Origin of the sequence: Rhodococcus sp. 114MFTsu3.1, assembly GCF_000383555.1 — a bacterium.
Lineage (GTDB): Bacteria > Actinomycetota > Actinomycetes > Mycobacteriales > Mycobacteriaceae > Rhodococcoides > Rhodococcoides fascians_E.
Genome location: NZ_KB911546.1, coordinates 155,852 through 168,210, shown reverse-complemented (window position 1 = coordinate 168,210; position 12,359 = coordinate 155,852). Strand labels below are relative to the sequence as shown.

Sequence of the window (12,359 nt, the reverse complement as noted above, 5' to 3'; positions counted from 1 at the left end):
GTTCGGCGGAGGGCGAGGTATGAAGCAGCGGTGCTGGTTTTTAAGCATACGAATGAACGACTTTCTTGCCAAAAATATGGTGAATGCGAGAAAGTGAACTAGTTCACGACTACATCATCCGCGCGGACAGGTCACGAGCCTTGTCGCACGAGCGTCCGAAGAGGAGACACCGATGGTGAGAGGTGCGCCGTCCAGGCCGGTGGAGTTGCCGGTACCGACCGCAGATGTGTGGGAGTGGCAGTTGCACGGTCGGTGTCGTGGGTACGACTCGTCGGTGTTCTACCACCCGGAGGGGGAGCGTGGACGCGCTCGCGCGCAACGCGAGCGCAAGGCGAAGGACATCTGCTCGACGTGTCCGGTGCTCCTCCGATGCCGCACGCACGCGCTGTCGGTGAACGAACCGTACGGAGTGTGGGGCGGAATGTCCGCGCACGATCGCGCCGACTACTACCGCGCCGAAGCTCGCTTCGCCTAGCGGGTCGTTCCTGCAGGCTCCACTCCTGGTCTGATCTGGTCGTTCCTGCAGGCTCCACTCCTGGTCTGACGGGTCGTTCCTGCAGGCTCCACTCCTGGTGGCCTAGTCTCACCGACGTGGATCGAACTCCGTTGCCGCCTCGGGTGAAGGGATGGGACGTCGCCGTCTCGGTGACTGCTCTCGTGTTCACGGTGATGCTCGGCGGGGTGGCATTGCTGGGCGGGGTGTTCTCGCTGGCGTTTCTCGATCACTGCCCTCCGGAGACGTGCAGTGCCGACGGGGCGGTCACCGCCGTCGGAGCAACACTGGGGGCGGCGGGGCTCGTCGGCGTCGCGGGCCTGGTGACGACTCTCGTTCGCCTGGCTCGCGGACGCACTGCGTGGCCGTTCGCCGTCGGCACCCTCGTCGTGTGCATGCTCACCTGTATGGCGGGCGTCGTCGGATACGCAGCGGCCGTCGGAGCTTGAGGGGCGAGGCTTTCTGTCGGTGGGCAGGTGCAGGATGTCGAGTCATGAACAAGGTCCTGCGGGCGACGCTGGCTAGTGCGGTCGTCATCACCACCGTCATCGGTATTGCGTCGTTCGTTCTCAGTTTCGCTGCGCTGTGGGACCTGGCGACCATGGCGGGTGTTCCACGGAGCCTGTCCTGGCTGTGGCCCGTCATCGTGGACGGCACGATTCTGCAGGCCACCATTTCGGTGATCGCTCTCGCCCAGTTCGAGGATCAACGCAGTGGTCGACGCTTCTTCTGGGCGGTGTTGGTCACGGCCGCTCTCGTCAGCATCGGGGCAAACGCCATGCACGCCTTCATTTCCGGTGCAGGCACATTGCATCCGGCGCTGTCGGCGACCATCGCCACCGTTGCGCCGGTCAGCTTGCTCGCCGCCACCCACGGCCTGGGCATTCTGGTCAGGGTGCCGTCGGGCACCGTGGTGACGGTCGACCAGATTCCCGACGCCCCCACACCCGACGCCCCCACACCCGACGCCCCCACGCCCGACGCCCCCGCGCCCGAGGCCGTCGAAACCGGTGCCGGCATCGAAGACCCTCGCGAGATCACCCGGCCGACCGGACCTATCGTCGAGACCGTTCCGGACAAGCCGTCCGTTCGGCCCGCGCAACGAGTACAGCCGGAGACCACAGACGTCGATCCGCTCGTCGACGTGGACCGATGGGTTCTCGACGACGACCGCGTCGAGGATCTCTACCCGGTCGATGCGCCCTGAGCAGGCACGAGGCAGTGAGCACCGATGGACCGGCGCAGTCCGTGGCACCATCGAGAGGATGACCGACGTGACGCCGCTACAGCCAGGCCCCGGGCAGGAGTCGGTGTGGGACTACCCTCGCCCTCCGCGTCTGGAGCATTCGAACCGATTGATCACCGTCAGGTTCGGGGGAATCCTCGTCGCCGAGACCAGGGAGGCGTGGCGAGTCCTCGAAACGAGCCATCCCCCGACGTGGTACATCCCGCGCGACGACGTCGCCGCAGATGCCCTGAGGCCGTCGGCGGCACTGTCCACCCACTGCGAATGGAAGGGCGCGGCGACGTACTGGGATGTCGTCTGTGGTGACGCGGTCAGCGAAGGCGCGGCGTGGAGCTACGAGACTCCGACCGAGCAATTTCTGCCCATCACAGGGCATCTCGCGTTCTCGCCCAGTCGCTTGGAGTGCGAGGTCGACGGTGAACGCGCCACCCCGCAGGAAGGTGGGTTCTACGAAGGCTGGATCACCAGCGATGTCGTCGGCCCGTTCAAGGGGATTCCGGACAGCTGGGGCTGGTGAACTACTGCCGCCGGAACCGCTCGTGGTGAACGGCGTCGGACAGGGGACGGCGATGGCGCCAGCCGAAGCGCTCGAGGTCGGGGACCTCCTGGAATTCGGTGACCGGTCCCACGCACAGCCACGCTATGGGCCGCACCGGGGACGGTATGTCGAGTAGTTCGGTGAGGAACTGCTCCTGGTAGAACGAGACCCAGCCGACTCCAATTCTTTCCGACACCGCTGCGAGCCAGAGGTTCTGGATGGCGAGTACCGCGGAGAACAATCCGGTGTCGTCGACGGTTGCGCGCCCGAGGATGTGTGTGCCGCCGCGCTCCGGGTCGTAGGTGACGACGACCCCTGTGCGGCTCGATTCGATTCCCTCGATGCGGATCGGGTTGAACGTCGCGCGCCTGTCCGCAGGCAGCGATTCGGCGAACGCCACTCGTTCGGCGGCAACGTGCCTCTCGAACGCGGCAAGGGTGTCCGGTGACTGCACGATCACGAAGTCCCACGGCTGAGTGTTGCCCACGCTGGGCGCATGGTGGGCGGCATCGAGAATTCGGTGCAGCATGGCGTCGTCGATGCACGTTCCGTCGAACTCGGCGCGGACGTCACGCCTCGACCGGATGGCCGTGTGAACGGACATGTGTTCCCCGGCGCCGTTGCCGAAAGTCATGATGTTTGCACCTCTCCACCGATTCTCTGTTCGAGTGCAGCGACCACCGCGGGTATGTCGGCGGCCGGCACGGGACGGCCCAGATGGAAGCCCTGAGCGTGGTCGCAGCGAAGTTCCTTCAACGCCAGGAGCGTCTGCTCGTCCTCGACCCCCTCGGCTACGACGGTGAGCCCGAGTGTCCGGGCGAGGTCGATCGTGGAACGAACGATGACCTGGTGTGCGACGACCGATGTCATGTCGGCGACGAAGACCTTGTCGATTTTCAGTTGCTGCACGGGCAGGGTCTGCAGGTACGCGAGCGAGCTGTACCCGGTGCCGTAATCGTCGATGACGAGCGTGACGCCGAGATCACGCAGCTGGTTCAGGGTTTCGATCGCCCCTGGCGGGTCCGTCATCGACGACGTCTCGGTGATCTCGATCGCGAGTGTCGACGGGTCGAGGTGCGAGGTGTCCAGTACTCGCGCAACCTGCTCGACGAGTGTGGTGTCCAACAGGTTTCGGGTCGAGATGTTGACCGACACGGTCAGGTCGATGCCGTCTTCGCTCCATGCGTGCCGTTGGGTGGCGACCTCGGTGAGCACGTAGTCGAGTAGCGGTCTGATCAGGCCGGTGCGCTCCGCCACGGGAAGGAATGCCGCGGGTTCGACGAGACCGCGTTCCGGATGGTTCCATCGCAGGAGGGCTTCGACACCGATCGCCCTCATCGTCGTCAGGTCGACCTGCACTTGATAGTAAATAGCGAGATGTCGTTGCTCGATGGCGTTTCCCAGCTCGCTGAGCAGTGACAGCTGGGCGCTGTTGTCGCGGTCCATCGAACTGTCGTACACGGCAATACGTGGCTGCACTGTTTTTGCGTATTGTGTTGCGCGATAGGCCTGTTTGGCCAATCCTTCGGTGGTGGCCGAGACGTCGGATCGAGTCCTGTTCGCCGACAGGGCAATGCCGATGCTGACTTCCACGAGCAGCGTGGCCGGGCCGACGGTAACGGGCTGATTCAGTGACGCATGCAGGCGCCCGGCGACACTGACGGCGTCCGATCGTTCGGCGTGCAGGACCACGGCGAACTCGTCGGCCCCGACTCGACCGATCACGCCGACTCGACCGATCGAAGCGCCGAGCCGAATCGCAACCGCGCGCAGCACGTCGTCACCGATACCGTGGCCGAAGGTGTCGTTGATCTCGTGGAACCGGTCGACGTCGATGATCAGGAACGCCAGTGGTGTGTCGCGGCGACTGTCGTGGGACATCCATTTCTCGACGCCGATGCGATTGGACAAGCCGGTGAGTTGGTCCGTCTCGGCGACGCTGCGCAGTGCACGCGTCTGTCGTGCCAGAAGCAGGAGCAGCTCGGACACGCGGATGAACACGAGGACGACGAGAACGGTGGCGCATGCCACGACGCCCCAGCCCCATTCCGCCACCGGTTCGCCGCGGATCAAGAGGATGGCCATGGCTGCGGGCGCGGTGAGAGTAGCGGCAGTGACGACCACGACGGTGGGGAAGCTGAACGAGGCAGCCGCTGTGTCCGCCGGGCCTCGTCGCGGTTTCGGCGACGCGAGAGTGCACACCGACGGGTGCAGAGCGGCCGTTCCGACCAGGAGGTAGAAGGCGAGATACCCGGCGTCGGTCACGCCCGTACCTATTCCGACGAACGAAGTGGAGGTCGCTTCGGCGGCGAGATCGGCTGCCAGCACGACGAGTACGGCGACGGTGAGCAGACGATAGGAGGCGCTCCGCCACTGCGGTGCGCCGACGAAGTGAACGAGCAGACCGAGCAGGTACACATCCATCGCCGGATAGGCGACGGCCAGCACTCCTTCGGCGGTGGACACGTCGACCGAATCGGGACGTACGACGAACACCCACAGCAACAGACCGAACGCGATCATCACGATGGCACTGTTGGCCACGTGACCGAGTTGGCCTCGACGCCAGCCCCGGTGGACCAGAAGGTAGAGCCCCGATGCGAGAACGGGGTATCCGGCGAGATAGATGATGTCGACGACGGTGATGGCGGGGGGCGAGTCCGCCGTCGCCAGAACGAACGCCGTCGCGTCACCCAGGGCCCAGAGTCCGCTCCCGATCGCGATCAGAATCCACCCGGACATCGATGCGGGCCGGTTCACTGCAACGCCGACGACGACTGCGGCGACGGACGCGACGGAGACGGCCACGAAGAGCGTGTTCGAGGGAGTGCCCGCCGGCATGTACAGGTACACGGCGCAGGCGACGATGCCGAACGCGGGGAACAGCCACCATTTCACCAGGGTGCGTCCTTCCCTGCGTCCTGTACCTGCGCTCGGCCGACGTGATTCACTCTAGGCGACCGGGCGCTCGTCGGTTGGCAAGACCGGCAGGCGCGAGCGGGCCGTTTTGCTAGGTAAGGCTTAGCTGGGTTAGCTTTGCTTGCGTGTTCAACAAAGCTATCGTTCGCGCCACCTCCGCTGTGGCAGTACTCGCCCTCGCCGCCGGTTGTTCGACCACTTCCGGGGACGAACCGAAATCCACCGAATCCTGGAACTACACAACCGCATTCGGCAACACCGTGACGGCGGATTCACCGCCGGACACGATCGTCGTCGACGCGTACAGTGCTGCCGCGCTATGGGACTACGGCATCCGCCCGGACGGTGTGTTCGGATTCGGACTGGCCGACGGATCCGCGCTCGGCACTGCCGAAGCCGATCGGATGACCGTCATCGGCACCGACTCGGTGTTCGACACCGAAGCAGCTGCAGCGCTGGATCCCGACGTGATCATCGGGTACGCGAAGAAGACTGCGCCGCAGTCCTGGACGTGGTGGGACGCCGCACAGGCCGAGCAGATCGCCGCTGTGGCACCGTTTCTCGGAGTCGACGTCAGTCTGTCGATCGACGAGTCGCTCGACCAGTACCGATCCATCGCCGAGGCTCTCGGCGCCGACGTCGACAGCCCCGAGATCGCGGCGGACCGTGAGGACTTCGAGGCAGCGAAGCAGCGGGTGAAGGACGCAGTGTCGGCCGAGCCGGGGCTGACGGTCATGCCCCTGAACGTCGACACCGACGGTATCTACATCGGCACCGAGAACCTCGTCGTACTGAAACTGCTGCGCGAGCTCGGTCTGACCCTCGCCGGCCCGGAAGCCGACGGCCCGTGGTCGACGGTGAGCTGGGAGAACGTGCCGCAGTACCCGGCCGACATCGTCCTCGAATACCCGGCGAGCAAACCGATCCTCGCCGACTCGGTGATCTACCGGTCTCTGCCCGCAGTAGCGGCCGGCCAGGTCCTCGACTGGGACGACAAGCGCCCCAACACCTACGCCGAGTACGCCGACTGGCTCCGGCAGCTGGCGGGGTCCATCGAGCGCGCGAACAAGCTCACCTGAACCTGCGGACGCACAATCCATGGCGTCGGCGACGAGTTCGGATTACCGTCACGGTTCGTGATCACGTTCCGACGCGTCGTCGACGCGGACTTCCCGCTGATCGGGCAGTGGCTGTCGCATCCCCACGTTGCGCGGTGGTGGAATCAGGACTCCTCCGTCGCCGCGGTGGAACGAGACTTCGGTCCCGTGGCGCGCGGCGAGGAGCCTGCGCAGGATCTGCTGGCCTTCGAGGACGGCGCGCCGTTCGCGCTGGTTCAACGCTGCAGATGGGCCGACTACCCCGAAGACCTCGCGGCGATCGCCGCGTACATCGACATGCCGCCCGAGGCCACCACGATCGACTACCTCATCGGTGAGGTGTCCGAGATCCATCGAGGCCGAGGAACGCGACTGATCGCGGCGTTCGCGGAGGACACCTTCCGGGCCTATCCCTCGTCGAACAGCATCATCGTTCCGGTCGTCGCGGGCAACCGTCAGTCGTGGCGAGCGTTGGAGAAGGCCGGGTTTCGCCGTATCGGCGAAGCGCAGCTGGACGCGGACAATCCGATCGACCCACCACTGCACTACGTGCAGCGCCTGGACCGCGTCTGACGGACGACGACGCCGGGAGCACAATCTCCTCATGGAGATTGCTGTCCTGCTCGTCGTGCTCGCGATCGGTGTCCTCGCGGTCGCGGCACTCGCCGAACGACTCGACGTCCCGGCGCCCCTGCTGCTGATTCTCGTGGGGGCTGCGGCGTCGTACGTTCCCGGAGTCCCCGAGATCCACCTCGAACCGGAGGTGGTGCTTCTCGGACTGCTGCCGCCGCTGCTGTACGCCACGGCAATTCAATCGTCGTTGGTCGACTTCAATGCCAACCGACGGTCGATCCTGCTGCTGTCGATCGTTCTGGTGATCGCGACGACCTTCGGCATCGGTGCCGTCGTACATGCACTCCTCCCCGGCATCTCGTGGCCGGCGGCGTTGGCGATCGGTGCCGTCGTCGCGCCTCCGGACGCCGTCGCAGCCACTGCGATCGGCCGCCGCATCGGACTGCCTCGTCGCGTCGTCACCATTCTCGAAGGGGAGTCCCTGCTCAACGACGCCACCGCGTTGGTCGCGCTGAGCACGGCGATCTTCGCCCTCGGACATTCGGTCCACGTCGGTCGGGTCGGACTGGACTTCCTCGTGGCCGCAGGCGGGGGCGTGGCCATCGGTCTGGTGACCTTCGTGATCGTCGCGAAACTGCGTCGGCGATTGACCAATCCTGTTCTCGACACCGCCATTTCGTTCATCGTCCCGTTCGCCGCGTACCTTCTCGCCGAGGAGGTGCACGCGTCGGGTGTGCTCGCCGTCGTCGTCGCCGGGCTTCTGCTGGGGCACAAGGCGCCCATTCTGCAGTCCGCGCAGTCTCGAATCGCCGAGCGAATCAACTGGCGAACCATCGCCTACATCCTCGAGAACGCCGTCTTCCTGTTGATCGGTCTGCAAGCGTCGTGGCTGCTCCGCGACGTCGGGACCAGTGCTCTGCCCGCGACGACGATCATTGCCGTCTGCGCCGCGACACTCGTCGGCGTCATCGCGATCCGCATGGTGTGGGTGTTCGTCGCGCGTTTCGCGCTGATTCACCCCGGCGCCGACGCGTCGACCGGTGTGGTCCCGTCGTGGCGCTACACGCTTCTGATCGGGTGGGCCGGCATGCGCGGAGTGGTGACGCTGGCCGCCGCGTTCGTGATCCCGTTGGGGACCGAGTACCGCGAAATCCTGCTGTTGATCGCATTCACCGTGGTGGCAGGAACCCTGTTCGTGCAGGGCCTCACGTTGCCGGTCCTCGCTCGTCTGTTGAAGGTGCCGTCGCCGGACCCGATGGACGACGCGTTGGCGCGGGCGACCCTGCTGCAGCAGGCGTCGAAGGCCGGGGAGAAGGCACTGGACGATCTCGAGTACGACGACCCGCACGGAGTGGAAGCCCTGGTCCGCCAACGCGTCGAGCAGCGGAATTTCTCGGCGTGGGAACGGCTGGGTACCACCGCCGAACAGGAGACCCCGAGCGAGCTGTACGCGCGGGTTCGCCTGACGATGATCGAGGCCGAGCGCGCGCGGATCCTGGAGATCAGAAGCACCGGCACCGTCCCGTCCGAGGTGGTCGGCGAGGTTCTCGCCATGCTCGACGTCGAGGAGTCGATGATCGACATCGCGGGTGAGGACCGCAGCGAGATCAAGGTGTCCAATGCGCGGCGCGTCCATCCCGGGGCGGGGTGCGAGGAACTGGACCGATACCCGGTGGCGGAGAACGTGTCCGACGGTACGTGCCATGAATGCATCCGCGAGGGGACGGAATGGGTCGCCCTTCGGCAATGCCTCGAATGCGGCAACGTCGCCTGCTGCGACTCGTCGCCCAAGCGACATGCGACGGCGCACTTCCATGCCACGACGCACCCCGTCATGGAGTCCGCCGAACCAGGCGAGAACTGGCGCTGGTGCTACATCCACCACGTCACCGCCTGAGAAAATCCGCACTTGTCGGACCGGCGTGCGAACATATGTTCGTGATCATGCATGCCGATCTCGACTCGTTCTACGCGTCGGTCGAGCAGAGGGACGACCCGCGCCTGAGAGGACGACCAGTCCTCGTGGGCGGCGGTGTCGTGCTCGCGGCAAGCTACGAGGCGAAGGCCTTCGGAGTGCGTACCCCGATGAGTGGGTCGCAGGCCAGGGCACTGTGCCGCGACGCCGTCGTCGTTCCTCCCCGGATGGACGCCTACATCGAGGCGAGCAAGGCCGTCTTCGAGATCTTCCGCGACACCACCCCGCTCGTCGAGGGGATCTCGGTGGACGAGGCGTTTCTCGACGTCACCGGTCTGGGAAAGATCCGCGGCACTCCGGTGCAGGTGGCGCAGCGGCTCAGACGCGAGGTCAAGGAGAAGGTAGGGCTGCCCATCACGGTCGGCATCGCGAGCACCAAGTTCCTCGCGAAGGTCGCCAGCGCAGTCGGCAAGCCCGACGGCCTCCTGCTCGTCGAGCCGGGACGTGAGCTCGAGTTCCTGCACCCTCTGAAGATCGAGCGGTTGTGGGGCGTGGGGAAGGTGACGGCGGAGAAGCTGCATGCCTTCGACATCGTGACCGTCGGTGACATCGCCGCGCAGTCCGAGGCATCGATCGTGTCGATTCTGGGGAAGGGCGCGGGGCATCACCTGTACTCGTTGGCCAACAACCGCGATCCCCGACGCGTGCAGACCTACCGTGGACGCAGCTCGATCGGCGCCCAGCATGCACTCGGGCGTGGTCCGACGTCACCGAAGGACGTCGAGGCCTCGCTCATCGCTCTGGTGGACCGCGTGACGCAGCGGATGCGTGCCGCCGAGCGGACCGGCCGCACGGTCGTTCTGCGGCTCCGGTTCGCGGACTTCACCAAGATCACGCGCTCGCACACACTGAACCGGGCAACAGCGGACACTCGGGACATTCTCGATGCCGCCCTCGCGTTGCTGCGTGAGGCTGCGCCTCTGATCGCCGATCAGGGCATCACGCTGGTCGGGGTGACCGTCGCGAACATCGAGCGCACGGGCGCCGAGCAGCTCGAGCTGCAGTTCGATGCGCCACCGCGCAGCGGGGTGCAGGGCGCACCGAGCGCATCGGCGTTGGACATCGCTCTCGACGGTGTGCACAGCAAATTCGGGAAGAAGGCACTGACCCGCGGGGTGTTGCTGGGCCGCGACTCCGGACTGTCCGTGCCGCTACTTCCGGATTGACACCGTCAGCCGGAAATCCTTCGGCATCAGCGTCAGCCGCTCCTCGACCTTCAGGCGATACGTCGGATCTGCCTGGAAATCGAAGTGCTGCAGCAACGTACCGAGTACGAGGACGGCCTCGTGGATCGCGAACTGTCTTCCGATGCAGGCACGTTCGCCGGTGCCCCAGGGCTTGTAGACGTGGCCCGGGCGTGAGCGCACCTCGGCCGAGACGAAGCGATCTGGATCGAACACTTCGGGGTTCTCACCCCAGACCGGGTCGCGATGCAACCCGGGAATCAGCACGAACGCCCAATCGCCCTGCTTCATCTCGTGTACACCGCCGATGACGGTGTCCTCCCGGGCTTCCCGCGCGAAGGCAGGTGCTGTCGGCCACAGCCGCAGGGTCTCGTCCAGTACTCGCCGGACGTAGCGCAGCTTGGGTACCTGCTCGAACGACGGTGCTTCACCGCCCCAGACTTCGTCGACCTCCGCGCGTGCGGCGTCCAGTACGTGCGGATTGTTCGCGAGGTAGTAGAGGGCGAACGACAATGCCCCCGAGGTGGTCTCGTGGCCTGCGATCAGAAAGGTCAGTATCTGCTGGCGAATGTTCACTTCGCTCAGCGCATTCGGGTTCCCGGAATCCCGCGCGGCGTCCAGCATGATCTCGAGCAGATCTGCATGGGCGCCCGGGTCGGAACGTTCGTCGCGGCGGGTGCGCACGATGTCGTCGAGGACCTGTTCGAGGTAACGCTGATTCGCGAGGTTGCGCCGGTCGGCTTTCTTGAAGACGAGGTTCGCCAACCAGGGGATGGGAACGATCTCGCGACGCTGATTGTGCGAGAGCACGCCGACCATCGCGTCGACGAAGGGGTGGGGTTTGCTTCGGCTGAAGGAATCGAAACCGTAGCTGAACCCGGTGCGTCCGATGGTGTCCAGCGTCAGCTTCGTCATGTCCGAGGAGACGTCGACGGAGGTCTGCGAACGCCAGTGTGCCGCAAGCTCGGACGCAACGGCGAGCATGATGTCGTGGTATCCGCGCATGGCGCTCTGAGCGAACGCGGGGCGCAGGAGGTCGTGTGCCTTCTGCCAGTTCGGTTCGTGAGAATAGGCAGTGAACAGTCCGTCACCGCCGACTGATCTGAGACCTTCGATCGCGGGGGACACGTGCTTGACGAATCTGGACTCGTCGCACAGTTCCCCCGCGAGGTCGGCGCCGGAGACGAGCACGTAGCGGCGACCGAGGACGACCCGCTCGAAGATCGGGCCGAGCCGTGCGGCGAGTGCCATCGAGTCCTGGACCGGCCTCGACGCGTGGGCGCCGACGACGTCGCCCAGGACGGGCAGGCGTCGGGGCGGGTGGGGGAGCGCTGCGCTGCGTACTCCGACGTCGACGACCATGTGCGACCTCTTCGCTCGTTACTGAACTCGGATACAACAGTGAACGTACTCGCTACTGAACTCGTGTCAAGTAGCATCCTGGGTGATGAACGGCGTTCGAAAACGACTCTCCCCTGACCTGCGGCGCGCGCAACTACTCGACATCGGGTCGAAGCTGTTCGCCGACAGGCCCTACGACGAGGTGTGGATCGAGGAGGTCGCCGACCTCGCCGGAGTATCCCGGGGCCTGATGTACCACTACTTCGCGTCGAAGCGAGATTTCTTCGCGGAGATCTTGAAGGTCGAGTCCGCGCGCATCCTCGACACGACCGCGCCGGACACGTCACTGCCGGTGGCGGATCAGGTCGCGGCCGGCCTCGACGCCTACATTCGCTACACCGTCGAGCACGAACACGGCGTCCGGGCCATCAACCGCGGTGCCATGCTGGGTGACGCGGAAATCCAGGCCATCCTCGCCGACGAACTGGAAGTGCAGCAGCAGCGGATTCTGGCCGCGCTGCCCGCCGAGATTCGCGAGGACGAGATCACCCGGACGGCACTGCGTGGTTGGGTGTCGTTCGTGCGTGCGGTCTGCATGGACTGGCTCGATCGCCGATCCATCAGCGAGGACGAGGTCAAGGCGCTGTGCCTGCGTGCACTCGACGGGCTGCTCAGGACGTGAAGACCGGCGGAAAAGTCTATCGTGGCTGGTATGTGCCGAAACATCACCACCCTGCGCGGGCTGGAACCGCACGCGACGGACGAGGAGATCGAGGCTGCGGCCCGGCAGTACGTCCGTAAGGTCAGTGGCGTTCAGAAAACGTCCGACGCCACCCGCGATGCATTCGAGCTCGCAGTTGCCGAGGTCACCGCGACCACTCACAGACTGCTCGACGCGCTTCCCGAGCGTCGCCAGCCGCCACCGACGGTTCCGCCGCTGCGTCGCCCGGAAGTTCAGGCGCGGATCGCAGCGAAAGCCGCCGGCTGATCGAT

13 protein-coding genes are annotated in these 12,359 nt (G+C 65.6%); 10 read left to right on the top strand and 3 right to left on the bottom strand.

Annotated elements, in window-relative coordinates; genetic code table 11:
* Positions 1 to 172: 172 nt before the first annotated feature.
* The 4 genes from H292_RS0106625 to H292_RS0106610 all read left to right on the top strand — a co-directional run bounded on the left by H292_RS0106625 (position 173) and on the right by H292_RS0106610 (position 2,256).
* The gene (locus H292_RS0106625) at positions 173 to 475 is read left to right on the top strand and encodes a WhiB family transcriptional regulator (RefSeq protein ID WP_033190153.1); all 303 of its coding nucleotides are present in this window, start codon (positions 173 to 175) and stop codon (positions 473 to 475) included.
* Between the two features lie 143 nt (positions 476 to 618).
* Positions 619 to 942, top strand: coding sequence for a hypothetical protein (locus H292_RS0106620; RefSeq protein WP_020110901.1), 324 nt, complete (start codon positions 619 to 621; stop codon positions 940 to 942).
* Positions 943 to 986: 44 nt separating this feature from the next.
* Positions 987 to 1,700: a DUF2637 domain-containing protein gene (locus H292_RS0106615; protein ID WP_020110900.1), complete on the top strand. Its 714-nt coding sequence runs from the start codon at positions 987 to 989 to the stop codon at positions 1,698 to 1,700.
* Complete coding sequence (locus H292_RS0106610) at positions 1,690 to 2,256, top strand: DUF427 domain-containing protein (RefSeq protein ID WP_020110899.1); 567 nt, start codon at positions 1,690 to 1,692, stop codon at positions 2,254 to 2,256. The genes H292_RS0106615 and H292_RS0106610 overlap by 11 nt, the downstream gene beginning before the upstream one ends.
* Before the next feature lies 1 nt (position 2,257).
* Here the strand turns inward: H292_RS0106610 and bluB are convergent, their stop codons facing one another.
* Together bluB and H292_RS0106600 are read right to left on the bottom strand one after the other, a co-directional pair.
* Positions 2,258 to 2,911, bottom strand: coding sequence for a 5,6-dimethylbenzimidazole synthase (gene bluB / locus H292_RS0106605; RefSeq protein WP_020110898.1), 654 nt, complete (start codon positions 2,909 to 2,911; stop codon positions 2,258 to 2,260).
* Positions 2,908 to 5,175 (bottom strand): putative bifunctional diguanylate cyclase/phosphodiesterase, encoded by a 2,268-nt coding sequence (locus H292_RS0106600; protein WP_020110897.1) that lies wholly within the window; start codon positions 5,173 to 5,175, stop codon positions 2,908 to 2,910. Before H292_RS0106600 ends, bluB begins: the two co-directional genes overlap by 4 nt.
* A gap of 146 nt (positions 5,176 to 5,321) precedes the next feature.
* On the opposite strand from H292_RS0106600, the gene H292_RS0106595 reads away from it, so the two are divergent.
* From H292_RS0106595 to dinB, 4 genes are read left to right on the top strand one after another with little or no spacing between them, the layout of a single operon-like run.
* Positions 5,322 to 6,275, top strand: a complete 954-nt coding sequence (locus H292_RS0106595; protein WP_230621058.1) for an ABC transporter substrate-binding protein — start codon at positions 5,322 to 5,324, stop codon at positions 6,273 to 6,275.
* Positions 6,276 to 6,332: 57 nt separating this feature from the next.
* Positions 6,333 to 6,866: a GNAT family N-acetyltransferase gene (locus H292_RS0106590; RefSeq protein WP_019663109.1), complete on the top strand. Its 534-nt coding sequence runs from the start codon at positions 6,333 to 6,335 to the stop codon at positions 6,864 to 6,866.
* A gap of 31 nt (positions 6,867 to 6,897) precedes the next feature.
* A complete protein-coding gene (locus H292_RS0106585) occupies positions 6,898 to 8,763 on the top strand; it encodes a Na+/H+ antiporter (protein ID WP_020110895.1) in 1,866 nt (621 codons plus the stop codon).
* A gap of 35 nt (positions 8,764 to 8,798) precedes the next feature.
* Positions 8,799 to 10,007 carry a DNA polymerase IV gene (dinB, locus tag H292_RS0106580; protein ID WP_019663111.1) on the top strand — a complete coding sequence of 403 codons (1,209 nt, stop codon included), beginning with the start codon at positions 8,799 to 8,801 and terminating at the stop codon, positions 10,005 to 10,007.
* On the opposite strand, the gene H292_RS0106575 is transcribed toward dinB, so the two are convergent.
* Positions 9,993 to 11,387, bottom strand: a complete 1,395-nt coding sequence (locus H292_RS0106575) for a cytochrome P450 (protein WP_019663112.1) — start codon at positions 11,385 to 11,387, stop codon at positions 9,993 to 9,995. The genes dinB and H292_RS0106575 overlap by 15 nt on opposite strands.
* An 85-nt stretch (positions 11,388 to 11,472) precedes the next feature.
* On the opposite strand from H292_RS0106575, the gene H292_RS0106570 reads away from it, so the two are divergent.
* Together H292_RS0106570 and H292_RS0106565 are read left to right on the top strand one after the other, a co-directional pair.
* Positions 11,473 to 12,048, top strand: a complete 576-nt coding sequence (locus H292_RS0106570; RefSeq protein ID WP_019663113.1) for a TetR/AcrR family transcriptional regulator — start codon at positions 11,473 to 11,475, stop codon at positions 12,046 to 12,048.
* Between the two features lie 30 nt (positions 12,049 to 12,078).
* On the top strand, positions 12,079 to 12,354 hold the full coding sequence (locus H292_RS0106565; RefSeq protein WP_019663114.1) for a DUF2277 domain-containing protein: 276 nt from the start codon (positions 12,079 to 12,081) through the stop codon (positions 12,352 to 12,354).
* Positions 12,355 to 12,359: the final 5 nt, after the last annotated feature.